Raw genomic sequence first — 21,806 nt, forward strand, 5'->3', positions numbered from 1 at the left:
GCGATCGTCCATGCGCCAGTCGCCGGTTTCCGTATGCCGTTACTTTAGGAAAACGAATTAATCGAACGAAGCGTTGCCACATTCGCGGCATGCGTACCGTTCATGCGCAAACGACAACGTCGAAACAACGCACGTGCAGCACCGATCGGCGAACTTTCTTCGTGCGGTCGCGTGGTCTGTTCGAGGTGGGATAGATGAGAGCCCGGCACGTGGCGCACCGGAGGGAGCAGTCCTGACCTGCCTCGGTCGAGGCAGGTCAGTCTGTCGGGTCATCCACCGCAGGCGATGTGCCTGCGGGAAAGCGCCGTGCGGTATGCAGCGGCGCGGTGCGGATTACGCGTTTCCGGCCGTTTGCTGCTCGACCTGCGGCGCTGCGTCGGCTTGCACTTCCACGTTTGCCGATTGCGGCTCTGCGGCGGCCTCGGCCGGCTGTTCGGCCTTCGGCTGCTGGGGCGCGCCCTTGGCCGATTGCCCCGCGCCCTTGTTGCCGGGGCGACGAGCCTTCAGGCGGCGGGCCCGCGCTGCGTCGTCATGCGTGACGCGCCCTGCTTCGTTACCCTGCAGATCGACCCGCACCGCGTCTTCGACGAGGCACGACCAGTAACGGTTGCCACGGCACCACGTCGACATCGCTTCACGCAGTTCGGCTTCGTTGAGCCCGACGGCCTGTGCTTCACGGGCGAGGTCGTCCCAGATACCGACCTTGAGCGGCACTTTGGGGGCCGGATTCTTCGGGAACGCACGTGGAAACTTACGCTGCAGTTTGCCGATCGCAACGATGACCGGATCGACCGGCGCCGCCGGCTTCGCCGAAGCCGGCTTCGCGCGGTGCGCCGCTTTGCCGCCGGCCGCAGCCGGCTTGGCGCCACGCTGCGGCTGGTCGCCGGACTTCGGCTTCGCGCCGGTGTCCGCCGGCGCTGCCGGCCGCTTCGCGTTGCGCTCCTGCTTGGCCTTCGCTGCGAGCTGCGCCCGCAATTCGGCAAGTTGTTCAAAACCCATAAATTCAATCCACCAGGAATATAAGGTGTGGTTCGTGCGGCCATGCCGCGCGGCGCACAAGCTTCGCCGCCATGCGTGCGACCCGTCTGCCGCCGATGCGGAACACTACGGGGCCGCATCGCGCACGCCACTCTGTTTTCAGGCACCCGGCCACGATGCCGGACAAGGCAGGAGTGGAAGTATACCGGTACGCGCGGCGGCCGGTTGACTCACTGGTCTGCGTTGGCCCGATTCGGGGTACCGGAAATGCGTCCGTGCGGTCGTGTTGCGCATTATATGGATACGTTTCCGGAAGTCACGCCGTTCGCGCTCGTTGGCTGGAATCGGGGCCGTTTTCCGTGCTGCGATTGCTCCGGCGGCACCGATCGACGCCCGATACGGGGCATTCCGCCTCGGGACGTCGAACGCGATCCCGCCGCACCGGTGCGTCTCGGCCCCGGCTGCGATTTTGCATCCCGGGCAGCGGCGTCGGCTGCGTGCGAATCGACGATCACGGCGATGGAGCGGCGCAAGTGCCGTACCCGTTCGACAGCATCGGTGCCCGCACACGACTCGTTGCGTCCGCACCCATCCCGTGGCGCACGAAGAGGCCGAAAAGTGCGTAATATGGCCGGATCGATGTCGTCGGCGGCGTGCGGCGGCCCGTTTCCCCGCGACCGACCAGCGACCCACCGACATCCCGCTTGCCTGCAAAAGAACGAACCGGTTGCACGAAACGGAGCATAGACATGGTTCCCCCAAACGACATCCCGCACGAAGGCGTCACGCGCGAGGAGATTCACCATCGGCAAATCGACATGCGCGGCTATCGGCGCAGCGACGGCCGGTTCGAAGTAACGGCCTGCCTCGCGGACCGCAAAACCTTTGATTTCACGCCGCCGGGCGGCACGCGGACGGTGGCTGCGCTGTCGCCGATCCACGACCTCGGCGTGACGCTGGTCTTCGACGCCGACATGGTCGTGCGCGCCGTGTCCACGTTCCTCCGGTCGCATCCGTATGCGCAGTGCCCGGGCGGCGGCGACTCGCTGCAGGCGCTCGTCGGATTGAGCATCGGCGCGGGCTGGAACAGCGAGATTCGCAAGCGCCTGCCGTCCTGCGATACGTGCACGCACCTGAAGGAGTTGCTCGGCCCGATCGCCACCACGGCCTATCAGACGATGGTCGGCATGCGGAAGTCGTCACTCGAGGCGCGCGACAGCGACGGAAAACCGCTCAAGATCGACAGCTGCCATGCCTATGGCGCATCGCGCGATCTCGTGAAACGTCTTTGGCCCGAATATCACCGGCCTTCCGAGGCGGCAAAGGGCAGCTAAGGGCCGGGCATTCGGCCAGTCCCGCGCACCATACGGTCGTTGCCGCTCGAGGACGCGCACGTCGCATGCATGATCGTGCGTCGACCGGCCATCGCAGTTGCAGCGCCGGCGATCAAAAAACGCCCAGTGAGAGCCCCGCTGCAAGCCCAGCGCCCAATTCCGCGCAGCGCGCGAGATCATCGCCGTCGATCGTCTTCGCCGCGAGGATGCGCTCCGGCGTCTGCGCGTGGGTACAGACGATCAGGCCCGGCGCCACGTTCTTCAACCGCCATCCGGTCGCGATCCGGTCGATCTGGCGCAGCGCGTTCTGCCCATCGCTTCCCGCGCAGATCATCACCGCATACGGGCGGCCGTTCACGCGATCGAGCGCCGCGTAGTAACAGCGGTCGAAGAAATCCTTCATCAGCCCGGACATTGCCGCGAGATTCTCCGGCGTTGCGAACAGATAGGCGTCGGCGGCCAGTACGTCGTCCGCGCTCGTCGCATCGGCGCGCAGCAGCCTCACGTCGACGCCGGTTTGCTCGCGCGCAGCGCCGGCGGCCGCTTCGGCCATCTGTTGCGTGCCTCCGGTCATCGTGTGATAGACGATCAACAGCGTCTTCATTCGTCGTGACTCACGTTCGGTTTCAGGTGCGTTGACGGCGTCGCCGATTTCCGCGGAATGGCCAGAGGTCCGATGAGGCAACCCAGTGTTCGCAGCCGAGGATCTGCCGACTTGCCCGTTCGCCGGTGCGAGGCACGCATCGATCATGCGCGTTGCGCCAGGTTCGATTCACGCAAGTTCGACCGGATACACATACGGTCAGTCCGTTACGCCGCGCGATGCGTCGGCATGTTCCGGCTGCGCGTAGTACGCGAGAAACATGTCGGCGGCGGATTCAACGACTTTTTGTTGCTCCGGCTCCGCGAGCGGCGGCTGGCCCATCGTTATCTGTGGCCAGAACGCGAATGCTTTCACGACACCGTGCAACTGATGCGCGGCAAATACGGGATCGGTGACGGACAGGCGTCCGGCCGCCGCGGCCGTCCGCACCCAGACCGTCATGTCTTCCTCGCGTTCGCCGAGGCGCTCGACCATGTCACGCGCACGTTCCGGCGAATGGATCGCCGCGCCGATCGCGACGCGTGCGAGCGACAGAAATGCCTCGTCGCTGAGCAGGCGCATTTTGCGATCCAGCAATGCGAGCAATTGCTCGCGCAGCGGCACATCGGCACGATAGATTGGCGCACTGCCTGTCCGCGTCGCATCCCACAATTTTTGCAGGATGGCGGCGAACAGCGCTTCCTTGCCCGGGAAGTGGTTATAGACCGTGCGCTTCGACACGTCCGCACGCGCAGCGATGCGGTCCATGCTGGTCGCGTCGTAACCGGACGCGAGAAATTCCTCGATGGCCGCATCGACGATGGCCGCGCGCTTTCGATCGGTCAGGCGCTGAGGGGGAGTACTGGGATCCATTCAGAAATTTTACACCGGGTAGTTTACTTATCCCAGAAATAAACTACACTGTTTAGTGTACTTTATCTTCCGGACGAACCGACATGGCATCGCCTCTCGTTTTGATTCATCGCATTCTGGGTTTGGCGGCCGCCCGGCGCGGCCGCGCGCTGTCCGGCGGCTCGCCGCAGCACAATGGCGAGCGCTTCAGCAATGTCGCGCCCCGTCCGGTCGAGGGGTTGGGCAAAACGCTCGGGATCGCCTGGAACATGTTGTTCAACAAGCCGCGCAATACCGTGCCCACAGGGCTGTTACCCGTCGATTCGTTGACGCGCGCGGCGCTCGACGCGGCCCCCGATCGCAGCCTGTACCGGCTTGGCCATTCGACGCTGCTGCTCAAGCTGCGCGGCGAATTCTGGCTGACCGATCCCGTGTTTGCCGAGCGCGCGTCGCCGTTTCGGCGCGTCGGCCCGAAGCGCTTTCATGCGCCGCCGATCGCGCTTGAAGATCTCCCGCCGCTGCGCGGCGTGATCCTGTCGCACGATCACTACGATCATCTCGACCGTGACACGGTGCTCGCGCTTGCGGCCACCACCGGCGTGTTCGTGACGACGCTGGGGGTCGGCGACCGCCTGATCGAATGGGGCATCGACGCGAAGAAAGTTCGCCAGCTCGACTGGTGGCAAAGCGTCGACGTAGCCGGCCTGACGTTGACCGCGACCCCTGCCCAGCACTTTTCCGGACGCAGCCTGTTCGACGGCAACAGCACGCTGTGGGCGTCCTGGGTGATCGTCGACGACGACTTGCGCGTGTTCTTCAGCGGCGACACCGGTTACTTCGACGGTTTCCGGACGATCGGCGAGCGCCTCGGGCCGTTCGATGTCACGCTGATCGAAACAGGCGCATACGACGCGCAATGGCCGTATGTGCACATGCAGCCGGAAGAGACCGTGCAGGCGCACATCGATTTGCGCGGACGCTGGCTGGTCCCGATTCACAACGGCACGTTCGATCTCGCGATGCATCGCTGGCAGGAGCCGTTCGAGCGCGTCACGGCACTGGCGATCGTGCGAGGCGTCGATCTGTCGACGCCCAGGATGGGCGAGCGCCTCGCACTCGACGAACCGCATCGCGGCGAGCGGTGGTGGCGCACGGTCGACGAGCGCGTGACGTCGGTTGCGACGAAATCGCGCCGCTGGACGCTTTGCGCGTCGCAGGCCACGAAGTAGAACCCGCCGATCGTCGGCCATTTTTTCCTCGGAGCGCGGCAAGGCCGCGACTCCGGCAGGCGCGTTGCCGGCGTACCCGCACATCGACGGGAGGCGACAACGCAGCCGATGAACTGCATGGTCGAGCCGAGCTTCGGTCTCGTCGTCCAGGGCACGATGCGGCCCACTCAGAGCGGCGACGTGTATCTCTGCGACGCCAACCGCTTTCTGATCACGTCCCTCGACTTGCCCGGTTCGACACAGGTCATCGAAGCCAGCCGCGAAAGGCTATTTCTCGGAATCGGGCTCAAGCTTGATTTTCGCGTCACGGCTGAACTGATGGCGCTGGTCGCAGCGGATCACGAGGAAACCCCGGCAGGCCGCGGCCTCGTCGTCGGCGATATGAACGAACTGCTCTACGACGCGGTGAACCGCTTGCTGGCGTTGCTGGATGACTCGAACGCCATCGCAGTTCTCGCTCCGTACGTCGAGCGGGAAATCTATTACCGTCTGTTGACGAGCGACCAGGGTGCCCGTCTGCGTCAGATAGCGTCCACCGGCAGTCAGGGCAACCGCGTGTCGCGGGCAAACCAGTGGTTGCGGACCCATTACGACGAGTGGGTCGACGATCTTGCGGCGCAGGTATCCGCAGAATGCTTGTGTCGGCCCTTCACGCGTGAAGGGCGACCCGCTTGAGCCAGACGATCGCAGCGAGATGCGCGCTTGTTGCCAACTCCGGATTGATTGCTCGACGGCCCGCCGCGACTTCAAGCTAAGTATCGAACGGTTCGTGGGCGCTTCGCGGCGTCGGACCTGTATCCGCAATCACGTGTGTTCATTGGCTAGAGGCAAGTCGTCTCATATCGAGAGTCTCGCGCCACGCTGCGAACCCTCGATTTGCGCGGTGAGAGAGTGCGTTGTCACGTGACAACTCTCGCAGCTAGATCCGCGCAGGCGCCTAGGAAGGCGCTCGATGCCCTGCTCAGATGCATCTGATTCGCCTCAGTTCGATTTGTCTCGGCATCAATATCGACCGAAGATGTTTCAAATACAACATTTTACGTATCATAAAATACAAAATGACCCATATTCACATCGCCTCTGGCTCGAACAATCCGAAATGGCCATGCGCCCCTATTTACGGGGCTGATCTCGGTGATTTTGCGTGAAACAACATGAAGAATATAGCGCAACCCATTGCCAGATAAGGATTTCCGTGAACACCGAATTTCTTGAAAATGTTTCACGATCCGGCCCGTTTGAGTTGCTATGTGGCCATCAACCCTCGAGTTCGCTGCAAATCGCAGCCTCATTTGCATAGCTGCAGCGCAGAAGCTCTCGGCTGTACTGGTCACGCAACCCTAGGATCCTCGCGGCAAGCCCTAGCCCCTCCCCTTCCGTACAGCACACTCGCAATGGAGGCCAGACCACTCCGATTAAATGGGGTCATATCAACGAAGCCCGTTATACTCACTCGTGCGCACAACGCAGCAAGCTGACCGGCGCCTTCCTTCTCGCACGTGATCGCAAATAGTCAGCGATGTAGCCCCCCATATCTGCGGACCTATTGATGACTGAGACTCTTCGACATAGGCGCCACGCCAGATATACGGCGCAACCCGTCGCTTCAGCACGCAATCTCCCCGATACAACACTTCAGTTGTCACGTGACAACGCCCCAGCCAGTTCCCCCAGGAAATCGCATATCGCGACCGGACCACGATACGAATCTCTTCTTTGGCGATCCATACGCTCATGCACTATGAAGTCCGATGACAAGTCGTCCTGGAGCCGATTCGGCATCGACGCGACCTGCCGCTCCGAACCGATTGTCACGTGACAACTCATCTGGCCAGAAGCACCCATGTCCAAACCAAAATCCAGATTTCGAGCGTCGAATGATCTCCCCATAGCCTTAGGTGCAATCGAAGGAGAGATGACCTGGCGCCGGATTATGTCGAGAAGGAGCAAATCCCTGCTACTTGTCACGTGACAACCAAGTTTCCCTTGCGACGGACGTGAACCAACTAACGGAAATCGTGGTGATTTTTTTACCGCGAACACTACGATCTCAAGCGCTCCAATCTCCATTTGCCAACGCAGCCATCGACATTGAGATTGAGATTCGTCGAATTTCTTCTCAGTCCCCGTACGTACTTTTCAATTTCGGTCGTCAATTTTATTTTTACTCGACCGTCAATCACGACTGACTCATTAGCCGTTCGGCCCACTTGTCACGTGACAACTGCATCGATCCTTAAGACATACATCGTGTCGAAGGCTTTTCTGGACATTTGGACAATAACTGCATATATTACGCAAAACTCCGTGGAGAAATTTAATGGCTTTCAAGATCGCCGTCAGTAATCAAAAAGGTGGGACTGGAAAGACAACCATCTCCGTCAATATCGCCGCTGCATTCGAAGCGGGCGGCAACAAGGTCGCGCTGATCGATGCCGACCCTCAAGGCACGTCGGTCCGGTGGGTGACGAGCGGCGAGAACACGCTGCCGATGACGGTTCTCTCTCTGGCCCCTGCCGGTCGCGGCATCGGCGGCGAGATCAAGAAGCAGGACGCGAACTTCGACGTGATCGTGGTCGACTGCCCCGGCAACCTCGAAGACCCGCGAATCGCCTCCGTACTCGAAGTCGCCGACTTTTGCCTCGTGCCGCTGTCACCGTCGCCGGCCGATCTCTACAGCACGGTCGCGATGATCCGCATGATCGAGTCGATGCGATCCGTCCGTAACCCAAATCTTTCTTCCGCATTAATGCTGAATAGCGTTAATGGAAAAACTAAAATGCGTGAAGAAATTTTAAAAATTCTAAGGGCTGAAGAAATAGGGGAGCATCTGCTCGACAGCCAGATCGCGCAGCGCGAGGTCTACCGTCAGACGTTTGCGCTCGGCACCACGATCCATCACCACAATCGATATCTGAAGGGCCTGAAAGAAGCCCGTGCGGAAATCGAAAAGCTGGTCACGGAAATGGCCCAATACATCGCGTCGACGCGCGCTACCGGAGCCGCCCATGGCTAAGGACACATCGAAAGACAAGAAGCCGACCGGCAACCTGCATCTCGCAGCCGGCCTGTTGCGCGGACTCGCGCAGGAGAATGCGGCACTCGAAACGCGGCTGCCCGAACCGGCAGCCGCACCGAACGTCGTCGGCGAAACGGCGCCCGCCGTCGGGCCGGCCGCGGCCACGCCGGCCAGCGCACCGGATCTTGGCGCGCCTCAGAAGGTATTGGTCAAGGATTGCATTCCGAACCCGTTCAACCCGCGCGTGTTCTACTCGGAGTCGAGCCTGCACGAGCTCGCCCTGACGCTGAAACGGGAAGGGCAGATCGAGCCGATCAAGGTTACGCGGCTCCCGGAGTTTCCCGGCAAGCTCGTGGTGATCGACGGGCAACGCCGGCTCCGCGCGACGAGCATCAACGGCGATGAAACCATCAACGCCACGTTCCGCACGGATCACACGCCTGAGCAGCTCTACACGATCGCGTATCGCGCGAACCACGACCACGAACGCCAGACGATCTTCGACGATGCGGTCGCGTGGAAGCGTCTCCTCGACGAGAAAGTCTTTTCCGACCAGAACACGCTGGCGGAAAAGATCGGCAAGGACAAGGCATCGATCAGCAAGACGCTGTCGCTCAACGCACTCCCGAACACACTCCTGGAACGGATGGCGAGCGCGAACGACGTGGTCGGCCTGCAGGCGGCGTACTTCCTGAAGCTGATCTTCGAACGCCTGGGCGAGTCGACTGCCGACCGGCTGCTAACGGCCGTGATCGACCGGAAAAAATCGGTTCGTGATCTGGAGAATTTCCTGCGTGCGCAAAGCGACGGCAGCAAGAAAGCGGGACGTACGCGTTACAGCGTTCGCCATGACTTCGCGCTCGAATCGCGAGCGATCGGCCAGTTGAAAACCTATCCGGACGGGCGTCTGGATCTGCAACTCAAGGGCGTCGACGCATCGCATCAGGAAGCGCTCGCCGACAAGCTCAAGACCGTCATCGACGCGTACGTCGCCGAACTGGCAACGACCACTCAACAGTAACGCGCGAAAGGCAGAAGGCCTCGCATCCGCGTTGCACCGCGAAGCCGGACGACAACGCCCGGCGCGCGACGCACATCCGGCTGCGAGGCCTGGTTCAGTTGCCGGCGAGACTGCTTTTCAGCAGGAATTCCAGCAAGTCGTCCGAGGTCGGTTCGCCCCACGTATCCAGCGCGAGCCATCGGAAGAAGCTGGTCTGCGCGAGCTTGCTCGCCTTCTTCTTCGGCGACAGCGTCAGGTCCTTCGAGCCCGCCACCGTCTCGTTGTAACGCTCGATCAGCTTGGTCTGGTCGTCGATCTCCAGTTCGCGGAAATACGCGCCGGCTTCCTCGACCTTCGCCGCCAGATATTTGTCGCGAATCTGTTCCTGCTTGCTCTGCGCGGATTCCTTCGCCGGCGCCGCCGCTTCCGTTCCTTGCCCGTCGGACAGCGTGTAGCCGTGCGTCAGCGCCTTGCGGAAATACGCGGCCACGTTGTCGATCGGGGCCGCATTCTTCTTCGTAGTCCGATTGAGCGTATAGGCAATCGCCGCCTTGATGCGCTGCACGCCATATTGCGTGATCAGCCGGCGCGCTTCCGAGCGCGGGATGCCGAACTTCGCGACCTCCTCGACCAGCGCTTCATTCTTGACGTCGCCATCCTCCACCGTATCGGTGCTCTGCTTGCGCGTCACCTTGAACTGAACCGCCTCCACGCTCCGGCCGGACTTGTGTTCGATCAACTCGAGCGTGTGATCCGAAACTTCGTTCACCTCCTGAATGCACGGCACCAGGACCTTGCTCTTGAACAGCTTGTATTCCTTGTACGACTGCGACGCCTTGTCCTGGCCGAGAATGAGGTCACGAAATTTCGGCAGCGGGATCTTCGCGGTGATGCCGATCCCCTCGTAGCGCACCGTGTTTTCCCACAACGCGAGCGAGTGCGACCGCCGGAACTCGCGGGCGATCCGCATATCGATCAGTGCGTAGATCTCGGGGTTGAGCAACTCGCTGCGAATCTGGTCGGAGAAGCTGTACTTCAGCACCGATTGCTCGAGCTCCGCGCCGGCGAGCAGGCCCGACGCTTTCCAGACGGTCGACCGATCCGCGGCCAGATAGTCCCAGTTGACGACGGTACTGATCAGCGAGTTGACCGTGTCCTTCACGTACTTCGTATTGTTGCTGTTCAACCCGCTCTCGTGCGAAAGCGACGCAAGCGAAATCGAGAAGCTCGTCCGGCCCGGCTCGAACGCTTCCTGTCGAAGCGCGTTCTTGATCAGCGAGCTGAACATCTTGCGCTGCTGCAGGCCGATCTTTCCGGACTTGGGCGCGATATGAATCGCCTGGACCGCCTTGCGCAGCAAGTCGGGAGGCTCGGGTGTCTGAAACAGTGAAACCTGTTTGTCTGAGCCTTTGCTTGCGGGCTTGCGCGGCATCGTAATGTCCGGATAAGGTGACCTTGTTGAGAGCGGACTTTATACCTTTTCCCGCCGAGGAGCAACGTCCTTGTTCCGGCTTTACTTGCACTGTCTCCGCTAACCTCCCGATATAAAAGGAAAATTCTCAATCAGAAGATTTGTGCGGGACCCCATATCCAGCTACCTTTCGACAATAATGCTTCCCACAAGCCGCTACCTTTCATGCCCGGACGTGGAAACCCGGCATGAGATTTGCCCTTGGCAAGGTAACCATCCATGGGAAGCAAATGTGGAGAATCGGGATCGTTGGGTGAATTCGTGGTGCTCCGCAGCACCGACCAGGTTTCTTCCCATAACTTGCTACCTTCACCGATTCCCACAGGAGGGTACCTTTCGACAGGCTCCGGCTTCGATGGCTGCGCTGATTTCAGCCCTGAAGGCAACCATCGCTCCCATAAACGGCAACCCATTGTTTTCCCCATAAAAGGTTACCTGTCTGTCCCATCGATCCTGTCCGTGGGAGCGCGCCGCAGGAAATCCTGGAGAAAGGCAATCGAGCCGCCCCAAATGTGACCCATAACTGGCTACCTTTGAGGTGCCCCATAACCGGCTACCTGAGAAAAATCACTGTGCGACCCGGCGTTCACTGATCCCAAAAGGCGCCCCATAAAAGGCTACCCTCCGGCATCCCCATAGACGACTACCCAATGCGTTTCCAGGCCGATTTCCCATAACCGGGTACGCTTGCCCCATATCCACAACCCCAATTCCCCACAACGCGGTACCCGAATCCCCAAATCCACAGACCTTAACTCCCAAGCCCTTACACCTGTGCTCCCATAAATGGGTACCGAACACCCCTCAAACCCTTGTCAGATAAGGCTGTGAGCCGTCTAAAAGTAGTTAAAGAAGTAAACGTGGTTTACAAAAGATGTAAACACACGTGTGCTTCCACAGAAAGACGAACCCCATAAACCGCTACCAATGGGAGCCGTCTATGGTGTCCCTGGCATCTCAACCCCTCGATTCGCGCCTGGAAACAATGACTTGGCACCCTGTTCAACACAGGCTTCAGGCCCGACAAGGCTTCCAAAAGAGGTGAGTACACACTCACATGAGCCTGAAACGTAGAAACTTATGGGAGAAAAACGGTGGAAACGCCCCGTTTCCACGTACAGGTTCCCATTTATGGGATCCAAAAAGCGGCTCCGTGACCGCCACTGCGTCCGTTGTAGACCCGAAAAGCAGATCAGCGATCCGGAAACACCAATCTCGCTGGTTTCGTTCACAGCAGTTTGAAATCATCCGGGACGGCAGCCGAAGGGTTTTTTGCACTCATGCTTCGCTGTCCATGGACAAGTTTTTCCGTTCGCCCGCGCGCGTCTCTCGTCAAATTTAGCCTGTGGACCGTGTACGGAGGAAACAGGTGTCGTTCGCTTGTCTGCCTCGGTGGTCTTCCAACTTTCTACCTTTGGCGCCATCAACCGAATTTCGATGCTGTGCGCCACGGCCACGAGGAGAGGCCTGGAACGGCTTCCCGCAGATGAACCGGGTGGATCGCACTGTCGGCACGCGTCGCCGGCTCCTGGGTCGATCCAGGGCACGCCGCGAACCAACGTGAAGATGTGGGCAACCAAGAAGCTCACCGCAATCGAATTCGAGCGATGATCCCGAACATGCTCACCTTCCGACAGTTTTGAATCCTGTAAAAGCTCACCAATCAGGCAAGGCCACAGGAATCGACATGCTGTGCAGGCATCGTCACCCGTCTGGGACGCCGGGCAACCCAAGCTGCGGAATGAAAAGCCTGTGACTCGCGCAACGTGCGCGATGCGTTCCTGAGCAGAATCGGACGGCTCACAAGCGTTGCCGCGACATCGCAACCCAACGTGCCACGGTCACCAGACGAGCGCAGCGACGTGGGTGCCGCACTGTCGGCGCAGCCGTGAAGCGAATCCCGCCGTTGCCTTCACCGCACGAAATGAGTTCACACCATTCGTCATACGGACCACAGGACCACGCGGTGACGCGTTGTACCGGCTCAGGTAACGCTCGGCATCACAGTGCGGCGATTGGTTGCCGGATCGCGAATGCTGTGCGCCGTGGAGATGCAATCGTGCATACCTTGATCGCTGCAAAACCGAATCGTGGCCGTTTATGGGAGGAACCGCCGCTTGAGCCGCATCGATTGGCAACACAGCACACAGTTCGCCTGCTGATGCTGTGATCGCGACTGGCCTGATAACAGTCACATCAGGCGCGAGCATGCCGGCAACACCACCTATGAAACAGTCGTGGATATCTCGCCTCGCACGGTACCGCGCGTACATGGACCATCCTCCACGCTGAATCCTGGGTACATCGACCGCTTACTGTCGCCGCAGCAGCACGATCGGCACACGCATCGCTCCATGCGACACAGTTCGTCCTGTCCGTGACCGTCGACCGGTATCCACGTTTTCTCCCATACGTGTATCCCCAACTCCGTTCTCACGTTGGCGCCACATTTTTCGCGGCGCGGTTATGATGCACAGGTCCCGAACGCGGCATGACAACCGATCGGGGCAGGGGCGGTATCTCGATGGTCTTTCAATCCGTGATAAACCAGAAAAGAGAGTTCAGCGATGCAAATCCAGATCAGAAAACTCACGCTGGCTGCTACCGCAGCCGCGTTCCTGTTCGGCTCGGCAGTTCCTGCGTTCGCGCAGACCGACGCCAGCGCACCCGCGGCACAGGACGCGAAGGCAGCGAAGAGCCAGGCACGCAAGGCGGCCCGGGCTCAACGCAAGGCAGAGCACAAGGCAGCGCGTGCGAAGAACAACGCCGAGCTGAAGAAACTCGAAGACGCCGGTTACAAGCCCGCGGCCAATGATCCGAACTATCCGCAGAACTTGCAGAACGCGGAGAAGAAAGCCGCCGGCGCTAGCCAGTAAGCGCCGTCCGGCGGCAAGCCACGGTTCGATCCGCGGCTTGCCGCGTGCGTCGCGGCTCCGCGGCGCACATCGAATACAGCATTCCCGGCATCGACGAAGGCAAACGCGACGCAGGCGCCTGCGTTATTTGTTTCGCATTCCTTTCTGTCTTGGCGCGCGCTCCGCACACCGACGCAGTCAATTCCGCACGCCCGGCGCGGCCGTATTTCCCGCCACCTTCAACCAGTCCTTGAATGCCCGCACCGCATCGTCGTTCGCGCGTGCCGAGGCCACGTACGTGAAGTAGCGCCACGGCGGGAGTGCCGGTTCGCTGAACGGCTGTACCAGCCGCCCCTCTGCGATGTCGTCTGCGACGAGCGCGATCGGACCCATCGCGACGCCGAGCCCGTCGAGTGCGCCTTGCAGCGTCAGGTAGAAATGCTCGAGCGTGAGCGAGTGGCGCGGCACGAGATTCGGCTGTCCGGCTGCCGCGAGCCATTCAGGCCACATGCCGGGATAGGTGGCAGCGTGCAGCAGCGTGAAGGCCGCCAGATCGGCAGGCGTATGCAACGGCCGGCCCTCTAGCAGCTTCGGCGCACACACCGGCAGCCGGACTTCGGACAGGAATTCCTCGGCAACGTAACCGTCGATGGCCTGCGGGCCGCCGCGAACGATCAGGTCGACCTTATCGCGCAGTTTGTCGATCGGCTCGTTCGACGTCGACAGCCGCACCTCGATGGCCGGATGGGCGACCTGGAACGACGACAGCTTCGGCACCAGCCAGCGCAACGAAAACGTCGCAGGCGCGCTTACGCGCAACACGCGCTGCTGCGCGTGCCCGAAATGCTGCGCGGTGGCGAGCGCGATCCGGTCGAACGACGCGCCGACCTCGGCGAGATACGCGCGACCCGAGTCGGTCAGCTCGACCCGCCGGTTATGGCGCTCGAACAGCGGCCGCCCGAGCCAGGCTTCCAGCTGTTGTACGTGCCGGCTGATCGCGCCGTGGGTCACGCACAGTTCGTCCGCGGCCAGCGTGAAGCTGCCGAGACGCGCGGCGGCTTCGAACGCGCGCAGCGAATTCAGCGGAGGGAGTCGTCGGGCCATTGCATCTTTCGTGTGATATTTACTCACACAATGGTTCAGGTTTAATCGTTTGATCGGGTGCTCAAGCTCCGCCAATATGGCACACAAACGGCCGGCTCGGCCGAACGATTGTCTGAATTTCTCACATGGAGAGCGGAGCATGCCGAACGTGGTGGTCGTGGGCGCCCAATGGGGCGACGAAGGTAAGGGGCGCGTCGTGGACTGGCTGGCGGCACAGGCCGATCTCGTCGCACGCTACAACGGCGGCCACAACGCGGGTCATACGCTGGTCGTGGGCGGCAAGACGTACAAGCTTGCGCTGCTGCCGAGCGGTGTCGTACGCGGCAAGCGCGGCGTGATCGGCAACGGCGTGGCGCTCGATCCGGAAGCGCTGCTCGCGGAAATCGGGCGGATGGCCGAGCTCGGGCTGTCGGTGACGCCGGACAACCTGTCGATCGCCGAGAACGCAACGCTGGTGCTGCCGATCCACCGCGCGATCGACCAGGCTCAGGAGCGTCTGCGCCGCGAGCCGATCGGCACCACGCTGCGCGGGATCGGCCCGGCCTACGAGGACAAGGTCGGGCGTCGCGGGCTGCGGGTCGGCGATCTCGCGGAACCAGGCCAACTCGCCGCCAAACTGGATGTGCTCGTCGACCATCACAACGCGTGGTTCCGTGGCCTGGGGCTCGACGAGTATTCCCGTGACGCGATGCTGGCGACGCTGGTCGACCTTGCGCCGCGGATCCTGCCGTTCGTGCGCCCCGTCTGGGCCGATCTCAACGACGCGACCGACCGCGGCGAGCGCATCCTGTTCGAAGGGTCCCAAGCCGTGATGCTGGACATCGACTGGGGCACGTACCCGTTCGTGACGTCGTCCGGCACCGTTGCCTCGGCGGCGGCGGCCGGTACCGGGCTTGGTGCGTCGAAGCTCGGCCACGTGCTGGGCGTCACGAAGGCGTATGCGACGCGGGTCGGCGGCGGCCCGTTCCTCACCGAGCTGTCCGACGCGACCGGCGAAACGCTGCGTGCGCGCGGGCAGGAGTTCGGCGTGAATACCGGCCGGCCGCGCCGCTGCGGATGGCTCGACGCCGCGCAATTGCGTCAGGCCGTCAGGATCTCCGGCATCGATTCGCTGGCGCTCACCAAGCTCGACGTGCTCGACGGTTTCGAGTCGATCGAGCTGTGCGTCGGCTACGAACTCGATGGCGTGCGGGTCGATCACCTGCCGGCGAGCCTCGATGCCCAGTCGCGAGCGAAACCCGTGTACGAGCGGTTCGACGGCTGGCGCGGCACCGTGAAGGGGGTACGTGAACGTGCGGCGCTCCCGCGCGCCGCGCAGGATTTCATTGCGCGCGTCGAAGCGGTCGCCGGCGCACCGGTATCGATGATCACGACCGGCGCGGAGCGCGACGACACGATCGTGTTGCGTCATCCGTTCGATGCGGCCGCCGCGGCCTGATACGTCGTACATGCCGTGAATCGCGTGGCGGCATCGGGGTTGGCGGGTAGTTTTTGCCGATCCGATGCCGGTCGTGCGCCGGTGCGCCGGAGCGCGTATGCGCGCGGTCCGGACACCGCGCGCGCGGCGGCTCGGCGACACGATTCGGCGTCCGGATCACGCCGCATACGGCGAACTGGACACGTCTGCACTGCTGCTGTACTGTTCCGCACAATTCGCGCCAGACCGGCCTGCGCCGGCGCTGCCGGCACCATGGTCGCGCGGTGGCGCGACGTGATCTCAATCCCGGGGACAGGTCGATGGACACGTTACAGATGATGCGCATTTTCGTCCGGGTGGCGGAAGAGGGCAGCTTCACGAGCGCAGCCCAGCGCCTGGACATCACGACGGCTTACGCATCGCGGTCGGTCGCGCAGCTCGAAACGCACCTGCGCACGCGCCTGCTCAACCGCAGCACGCGCCGCATCGCGCTGACCGACGCCGGGCAGCGCTATCTCGACCGCTGCCAGCGCATCCTCGGTTATATCGACGAAGCGGAAGCCGAGGCGGCCGACGCACAGGCAAAGCCGTCCGGGCGGCTGCATGTCCATGCGACGACGAGCTTCGGCCAGGCCTACGTGGTGCCCGCGGTGGTGCGCTACCGGCAGCGCTATCCATCGGTCGCGGTCGAGCTGACGCTATCGCAGCACGTGCCCGACATCATCGACGAAGGTTACGACGTGTCGCTGCAGTTGAGCGCGACGGAGTTGCCCGATTCGGGGCTTGTGTCGCAGCGGCTCGGCGAGGTGCACAGCGTGCTGTGTGCGTCGCCCGCGTATCTGAAGGAGCGCGGTACGCCGCGCACGGTGAGCGAGCTCGACGGCCATGCGTGCCTGCAGATCGTCACGCCCGTGTTTCCGCGCGACCGCTGGCACCTCGACGGTCCTGACGGCCCCGAGACATTCGACCTGCCGTTGCCGGATTTCCAGGTGAACATCGCCGATGCACTCGGCGCGGCGCTGCGCGCCGGCCTTGGCATCGGTTCGCTGCCGATGTCGTCGGCATTGCCCGCGCTGGCGAGCGGCTCGCTGGTGCGCGTGCTGCCCGACTACCGGCTGCAGAAGCTGACGGTCTACACGCTGTACGCATCGCGGCAGTATCTCGACGCGAAGATCCGTACGTTCGTCGATTTCCTGCGCGAATGCGTGCCCGAAATGCTGGCCACCGACGAGGCCGCACTGCATGCTTCCTGCAAGTCCTGAAGTCGAACCTTCGGTGTGTGAGTACGACGTCGCGCATCAATCACGTAAATAATACGTAGTCCTGTATTTTTCGCGGATATCGGCTGCATCCTCGAGGTCGACCCGGGCAATGACGCCCGGGTGACCGGCGTGCCGAACGCGTTCCCGATAACGCCGCCAGCTGTCGTCGGAAACGGCCACTCGTCGTGGACTTCAAAAACGAGAATCGTCTCCACTGCCGCATTGCAGCGGATGACGCCCGCCGAATTTGCCCGTCAGGCAACGGAATCCGCCTCGCCTGACCATTCAACCAGGCAGGAAATCTCCCGTTCCAACCGCGACTCACTCGGGTTCGGGGTCGGTTCCACCGACCCCACCGGGTGCATTTGAACTCCATTACAATCAACCAAGCTGCGCCAACCGAAATGCGCGTAGGGCGGGGTTTCGAATCATTTCCTCCGAGGATTCTATCGAGGGGCAGCCGGCAAATTGCTCGCCGACGTGAATCAAATCACCGCTTCTCGCGACGAAAAACCCCTCGCGGAGCCCGCGGCACCCATGGCTCTCGATGCCAGATCACACCTATGAGCACACCAGACAACCGTGAGCCGCATCGTCGCCACCTCGTCGCCCTGGCGATCGACGACAACAGGCAGGCCTGGTACGAGATGGTCATCCCGTTCATCGTTTCGCTGCGCGCGACCGACTACCGGGGCCGTATCGGCGTCATCGGCTACGGCCTGTCCGCGGACAAGCAGCAACGGCTGCTGGACAACGGTATCGAGGTCTACACCGGGGTCGGGGCGGGCGCGTTGCCCTACGACCGCTACATCTCGGCGGCCGCGGTCTTCGACACGAGCCCCGAGCTGCGCACGCTCGCACTCTACGACGCCGACATCTGGTTTCCCGGGCCGCACTTCGACATCTTCGACGTCGTCCCCGACGACGATCACCTGCATGTCGCGCCCGACGCACACTTCTGCGAATTCGTGACGAGCCCGATCGTCGGCGAGCGGAAGGAGGCGTTGAAGCGCCAATGCATTCAGGACGTACTCGACCGGCTGAAGCATCCGCTGCAGGCGGGGCTCGTCGTGGGCGGCCGCGTGGCCTGGGCGCGGTTCGCGCAGCACGTTCACGAACAGGCGGGAAAGATTGGCCAGGACTTTGCCGCGATCTACGGGCTCGATACGACGTTCCTGCATTTATGGGGCGGGCTCGGTCATGTTCGGCTCGTGGGTTGCGAGCACAACTTCGTCACGAAGTGGGGGCTTCACGAGCGGCACGATCTCGATACGGGACAGGTCGTGCTCGAGCATCGCGGCGCGCGCATTCGCGGCCTGCACATGACCGGAGACATCCGTTACCTGAACCGCTGGCGCTATCTGAGCCGCGATGCGCAGCGCGCGATGGAACTCGGGCAGGCGTTTGCGCTGGCGCTCGAAGCCGACGCCCGGGAACAACCGGCCGCGCTCGATGCGCCGCACGTCGAGCGTTTCGCCGCGATCGGGCTGGCGCTCGTCGCCGCGCACGAGGACGTGCTGCCGAACCTGCCGCGTCTTGCCGCAGGCGTCTCGTTCCGGAATCCGCACGGCTGCTCACTCAATGCGTGGGCGCCCCACCGGGTCGAGTTCGCGGTGACGTGCGAGCGGGCGGAAATCGACGTCAGCCTGTCGCACCTGACCGGACAGCCGTCGGCCATGTGCGCCTGGATCGAACACAACGGCGAAATGCAGCCGCTGGCACTGCCTCACAGTTTCAAGTTCGACGTGAAGCAGAACGATCGGGTGGCGCTGAGTGCGCGCTCGCTGCCCGGGCAGGCGTGTCATGCCGCATGGGATATCGTGATGCGGGAGGCGAACGCATGATGTCGCAACGAAGGGCATTGGCACATCAGGTGTCGGGGCGGCTGGGATGACGCGATGAAGACACCAAACCTGCCCCGTCGTACAAGTTCCGGATCTACCGCATGAGTTGCGATCACATTTCCTTTCATTCGATTCTGTTGGCTCACCCGGCCGATGCCGTACTCGACAATCATCGCGCTTACTGCGCACGGCATGGATATACGCACACGGCGCATGCGATCGGCAGTCCGGGCAATAGCGATCGCATCCGTCTTTTATACAAGTACAGCCTGGCGAGAAAGGCGGTGGTCGCGGCGCGAGCCGATACGCTGCTGATCTTTGCCGACGATTCGGCGGTCATGTACGAGCCGCTTGCCGCGGATCGCGTGATCGGTGACGCGACGTACTGGATTGCCCAATGTGCGGTCCACAATCGCCCGGACGGGTGCTTCTTCATGCTTCGAGCAGGTCCCGCTGCACTGCAGTGGCTCGACGGTGTTCTCGACGTGCTGCGCGACCATGAAGCGGAATATGGTGCAAGCCGCTGGAACCACTTCGAGCTGGAGGGTATTCCGGCAACACCATACGACCAGCCTCTCGATGGCGCCGCATGGAGCAGCCTGCTCTTCATCCCCTTCGGCCACCATCTGCCCGAACACTCGGCCTTCGTGCTGTCGCTCAATCCGAGCGTACACAAGAACGTCCACGACGATCGAGTCACGAGCCGCCTTGTCGACTACCTCAATACGGTCCAGGCACGTGGCGGCCGGCTGTACGACGACGTCGACATGACACCGGTTTCCGGCGCGCCGTTCGAAGTCGTCAACCCGGGCCAGCCGTTCGCGTTGATCACGAGCTATACGCCGAACATTTCGCTGTACGCCGTCATTTCCGAGCGCAACATCACCGCCTACTGCCGGCGTCACGGCTACACGCACTACATCTACCGGGATACGCCGGCTCATCTGGATCGCAACGTAACGGGCAACTGGAACAAGGCTGCATTGCTGCTTCATCATTTCGATGCCCACCAGCAGGTGGGGTGGATCGATGCGGATATTCTGATTCATACTCCTCAACACCCGATTCACGAAGTCACAAGCAAGCAATCTTTCACGCTGGTGCGGGACATTTCCAACCATCGGCTAAACAGCGGCTTCATGGTTTTCTCCAACACACCCGAATGTCGCGCGTATCTCGAACGGGTTCAAGCGACCATCGATGCCGTGCCCGATAAACTTGGCGTCTACTCGTCGGGTGGAGACCAGATGGCATTTGTGTCCACGTGGGAGGCCGCGGGTGGAAACGCAACGATTCCGCTGTCGGACTGCGTCTCGTTGAACTCGCATCCGTCTCTCTATGATGCGGACAGTTTCATGATTCACTACATGGGCTATCCGGATCGCTTCCGCGCAGTCGTGATGCGATCGGATGCGTCGGATATCGACCGTCGTAATCGTGGTTGAGGTGCGGGACGCACTGCCTGCCCACGCTTCCCGCGGTTCCGGCGCCGCGGGAGTGGCGGCCGCGTTGCACACCGGTATCCGACGCGCTTGAATGGCGCGTCGGTTCGCGTGCGTTAGACGGCGAAAATCCGGCGCTGGTAGTCGAGGATCAGTTGATCGACGTCGTGGCTGGAGCGTCGCGGCTGGCTTTTCGGCTCGAGCCAGAGCCATCGCATCATCCGGTAACGCGCCTCGACGCACATCAGCCACGCGTCCCAGTCCGACCAGTGGCGAAGCAACGGGATGTTGCGAATGTCGCGCAACCCGTCGCGAATCTCGTACACGTGGAAATGCTCGCCGGCGCGCTGGCACAACGCATCGAACGCCCGTGCGGCTTGCTCCGGGTCGGAAAGCAGGAAATCGTGAATTTCGATGATGACGTGGCTGCCGGAGAGCTTTTCCAGCAGCGCATCGTCGAACAGCTCGAACTCCGCGCCCTCGATATCGCACAGGATGACCCGCTCGGCCGGCGTGCCGCCGTGTTCCGCCAGGATCGCCGGCAGGTTGCGATCGGCCTGGCCGTAGACGGCGACCCGGTCCGCCAGCCCCATTTCCGCTGCCCGATGCTGGATGGCCTGGCGGCGCTGTTCGTCCATCTCGAAACACAGGCTGCGCGCGAAGACGTTGTTTCTGACCAGGCCGATGCCGAAAATCCCGTCGGCCGCCCCCAGGTCGACCAGCACCTTTTCGGGAGATCCGAGTGCTTCGAGAATCGCGCAAATGGCGATCTCGTAGGTGCCGAGCAGGTAGCCGCCCACCGCAACCTCCGCCCATTGGCTGACACCGACGGGATACCCGCGAAGGATGCCGTATTGGACAACCGAGCCAGTCTGCTCACGCAGCAACTGCGACAGATAGTGCAGGCGAAGATTCGCGGCTTGAATCGAGCTTTGGTTGAAGTACTGTGCGTGGTCCATTTTTCTCGTTCTCTCGGGATGAGGAGGCGCGTCGGAAAATGCGGCGATGGGGCGCTTGGGCGAATGCGCGGCGTATTGATTAGGATCACATCATAGCGTGCCTGTGAGTGGGAGTATGAATATGGCAAGCGTAATTTTCATCGTGGCCGCCCGTTCAGCGCTCTTGTAGTCGGGCGTCCGCAACGGTGCGTTGCGATACCGGAAGAGCGCGCTTCGTATGTCTCCCGAGAGATCGATCGCAGCCTGGATGACCCGGGGCGCGTGTCGACGATACTTTTGCATGCTTTCAGCACCCCCCACGGCTCGCGGCTTTGCGATGGACATGAATCGGTCGTGCAGGCGTTTGCACGTCGGTATCCGGTGCAGCCGTGAAGCGTTGCTCGGGGAGGGCGGGCATCACGATGCAGCCGGCTGCTCCGGCGCCTGCGTCGGCAACGGCGACGAACGGGTAAGCAAG

16 protein-coding genes are annotated in these 21,806 nt (G+C 62.1%); 10 read left to right on the forward strand and 6 right to left on the reverse strand.

Annotated features, from left to right (window positions below; translation table 11 throughout):
• Positions 1 to 333: 333 nt before the first annotated feature.
• Complete coding sequence (locus tag CFB47_RS37280) at positions 334 to 999, reverse strand: ProQ/FinO family protein (protein WP_089464244.1); 666 nt, start codon at positions 997 to 999, stop codon at positions 334 to 336.
• A 728-nt stretch (positions 1,000 to 1,727) separates the two neighbouring features.
• Between CFB47_RS37280 and CFB47_RS37285 the strand changes: the two genes are divergently transcribed.
• Positions 1,728 to 2,312, forward strand: coding sequence for a DUF2889 domain-containing protein (locus CFB47_RS37285; protein ID WP_089464245.1), 585 nt, complete (start codon positions 1,728 to 1,730; stop codon positions 2,310 to 2,312).
• A 112-nt stretch (positions 2,313 to 2,424) separates the two neighbouring features.
• Here the strand turns inward: CFB47_RS37285 and CFB47_RS37290 are convergent, their stop codons facing one another.
• On the reverse strand, positions 2,425 to 2,916 hold the full coding sequence (locus CFB47_RS37290; RefSeq protein ID WP_089459703.1) for a flavodoxin family protein: 492 nt from the start codon (positions 2,914 to 2,916) through the stop codon (positions 2,425 to 2,427).
• A gap of 198 nt (positions 2,917 to 3,114) precedes the next feature.
• Positions 3,115 to 3,768, reverse strand: coding sequence for a TetR/AcrR family transcriptional regulator (locus tag CFB47_RS37295; RefSeq protein ID WP_089459704.1), 654 nt, complete (start codon positions 3,766 to 3,768; stop codon positions 3,115 to 3,117).
• 83 nt (positions 3,769 to 3,851) lie between these two features.
• On the opposite strand from CFB47_RS37295, the gene CFB47_RS37300 reads away from it, so the two are divergent.
• The 4 genes from CFB47_RS37300 (at position 3,852) to CFB47_RS37315 (ending at position 9,016) form a co-directional block, all read left to right on the forward strand.
• The gene (locus CFB47_RS37300; RefSeq protein WP_089459705.1) at positions 3,852 to 4,976 is read left to right on the forward strand and encodes an MBL fold metallo-hydrolase; all 1,125 of its coding nucleotides are present in this window, start codon (positions 3,852 to 3,854) and stop codon (positions 4,974 to 4,976) included.
• A 9-nt stretch (positions 4,977 to 4,985) separates the two neighbouring features.
• On the forward strand, positions 4,986 to 5,651 hold the full coding sequence (locus CFB47_RS37305) for an AraC family transcriptional regulator (RefSeq protein ID WP_256946855.1): 666 nt from the start codon (positions 4,986 to 4,988) through the stop codon (positions 5,649 to 5,651).
• Positions 5,652 to 7,296: 1,645 nt separating this feature from the next.
• Entirely contained in the window at positions 7,297 to 7,992 is a 696-nt protein-coding gene (locus tag CFB47_RS37310; protein WP_011350423.1) for a ParA family protein, read from the forward strand.
• The gene (locus tag CFB47_RS37315; RefSeq protein WP_089464246.1) at positions 7,985 to 9,016 is read left to right on the forward strand and encodes a ParB/RepB/Spo0J family partition protein; all 1,032 of its coding nucleotides are present in this window, start codon (positions 7,985 to 7,987) and stop codon (positions 9,014 to 9,016) included. Before CFB47_RS37310 ends, CFB47_RS37315 begins: the two co-directional genes overlap by 8 nt.
• A gap of 94 nt (positions 9,017 to 9,110) precedes the next feature.
• Here the strand turns inward: CFB47_RS37315 and CFB47_RS37320 are convergent, their stop codons facing one another.
• Entirely contained in the window at positions 9,111 to 10,427 is a 1,317-nt protein-coding gene (locus tag CFB47_RS37320) for a replication initiation protein (protein ID WP_089464247.1), read from the reverse strand.
• A 2,606-nt stretch (positions 10,428 to 13,033) separates the two neighbouring features.
• On the opposite strand from CFB47_RS37320, the gene CFB47_RS37325 reads away from it, so the two are divergent.
• A complete protein-coding gene (locus CFB47_RS37325) occupies positions 13,034 to 13,342 on the forward strand; it encodes a hypothetical protein (RefSeq protein WP_046547226.1) in 309 nt (102 codons plus the stop codon).
• A 177-nt stretch (positions 13,343 to 13,519) separates the two neighbouring features.
• Here CFB47_RS37325 and gcvA read toward each other — a convergent pair whose 3' ends face one another.
• Positions 13,520 to 14,425: a transcriptional regulator GcvA gene (gene gcvA, locus CFB47_RS37330; protein ID WP_089444614.1), complete on the reverse strand. Its 906-nt coding sequence runs from the start codon at positions 14,423 to 14,425 to the stop codon at positions 13,520 to 13,522.
• Positions 14,426 to 14,564: 139 nt separating this feature from the next.
• On the opposite strand from gcvA, the gene CFB47_RS37335 reads away from it, so the two are divergent.
• The 4 genes from CFB47_RS37335 (at position 14,565) to CFB47_RS37355 (ending at position 20,393) form a co-directional block, all read left to right on the forward strand.
• Positions 14,565 to 15,863, forward strand: coding sequence for an adenylosuccinate synthase (locus tag CFB47_RS37335; protein ID WP_089459706.1), 1,299 nt, complete (start codon positions 14,565 to 14,567; stop codon positions 15,861 to 15,863).
• A 299-nt stretch (positions 15,864 to 16,162) separates the two neighbouring features.
• Entirely contained in the window at positions 16,163 to 17,104 is a 942-nt protein-coding gene (locus CFB47_RS37345; protein WP_089464249.1) for a LysR family transcriptional regulator, read from the forward strand.
• Between the two features lie 563 nt (positions 17,105 to 17,667).
• A complete protein-coding gene (locus tag CFB47_RS37350) occupies positions 17,668 to 18,948 on the forward strand; it encodes a hypothetical protein (RefSeq protein WP_089444617.1) in 1,281 nt (426 codons plus the stop codon).
• A 101-nt stretch (positions 18,949 to 19,049) separates the two neighbouring features.
• Positions 19,050 to 20,393, forward strand: a complete 1,344-nt coding sequence (locus CFB47_RS37355) for a hypothetical protein (RefSeq protein ID WP_089464250.1) — start codon at positions 19,050 to 19,052, stop codon at positions 20,391 to 20,393.
• A gap of 113 nt (positions 20,394 to 20,506) precedes the next feature.
• Here the strand turns inward: CFB47_RS37355 and CFB47_RS37360 are convergent, their stop codons facing one another.
• Positions 20,507 to 21,349 (reverse strand): hypothetical protein, encoded by an 843-nt coding sequence (locus tag CFB47_RS37360; protein ID WP_089464251.1) that lies wholly within the window; start codon positions 21,347 to 21,349, stop codon positions 20,507 to 20,509.
• Positions 21,350 to 21,806 lie beyond the last annotated feature (457 nt).

The organism is Burkholderia sp. AU27893 (assembly GCF_002223205.1).
GTDB lineage: Bacteria > Pseudomonadota > Gammaproteobacteria > Burkholderiales > Burkholderiaceae > Burkholderia.

Excerpts from the sequence above, each read along its gene's own strand:
- CFB47_RS37280 (WP_089464244.1), bottom strand. The coding sequence starts at position 999 with ATGGGTTTTGAACAACTTGCCGAATTGCGGGCGCAGCTCGCAGCGAAG.
- CFB47_RS37285 (WP_089464245.1), top strand. The coding sequence starts at position 1,728 with ATGGTTCCCCCAAACGACATCCCGCACGAAGGCGTCACGCGCGAGGAG.
- CFB47_RS37290 (WP_089459703.1), bottom strand. The coding sequence starts at position 2,916 with ATGAAGACGCTGTTGATCGTCTATCACACGATGACCGGAGGCACGCAA.
- CFB47_RS37295 (WP_089459704.1), bottom strand. The coding sequence starts at position 3,768 with ATGGATCCCAGTACTCCCCCTCAGCGCCTGACCGATCGAAAGCGCGCG.
- CFB47_RS37300 (WP_089459705.1), top strand. The coding sequence starts at position 3,852 with ATGGCATCGCCTCTCGTTTTGATTCATCGCATTCTGGGTTTGGCGGCC.
- CFB47_RS37310 (WP_011350423.1), top strand. The coding sequence starts at position 7,297 with ATGGCTTTCAAGATCGCCGTCAGTAATCAAAAAGGTGGGACTGGAAAG.
- CFB47_RS37315 (WP_089464246.1), top strand. The coding sequence starts at position 7,985 with ATGGCTAAGGACACATCGAAAGACAAGAAGCCGACCGGCAACCTGCAT.
- CFB47_RS37320 (WP_089464247.1), bottom strand. The coding sequence starts at position 10,427 with ATGCCGCGCAAGCCCGCAAGCAAAGGCTCAGACAAACAGGTTTCACTG.
- CFB47_RS37325 (WP_046547226.1), top strand. The coding sequence starts at position 13,034 with ATGCAAATCCAGATCAGAAAACTCACGCTGGCTGCTACCGCAGCCGCG.
- gcvA (WP_089444614.1), bottom strand. The coding sequence starts at position 14,425 with ATGGCCCGACGACTCCCTCCGCTGAATTCGCTGCGCGCGTTCGAAGCC.
- CFB47_RS37335 (WP_089459706.1), top strand. The coding sequence starts at position 14,565 with ATGCCGAACGTGGTGGTCGTGGGCGCCCAATGGGGCGACGAAGGTAAG.
- CFB47_RS37345 (WP_089464249.1), top strand. The coding sequence starts at position 16,163 with ATGGACACGTTACAGATGATGCGCATTTTCGTCCGGGTGGCGGAAGAG.
- CFB47_RS37350 (WP_089444617.1), top strand. The coding sequence starts at position 17,668 with ATGAGCACACCAGACAACCGTGAGCCGCATCGTCGCCACCTCGTCGCC.
- CFB47_RS37355 (WP_089464250.1), top strand. The coding sequence starts at position 19,050 with ATGAGTTGCGATCACATTTCCTTTCATTCGATTCTGTTGGCTCACCCG.
- CFB47_RS37360 (WP_089464251.1), bottom strand. The coding sequence starts at position 21,349 with ATGGACCACGCACAGTACTTCAACCAAAGCTCGATTCAAGCCGCGAAT.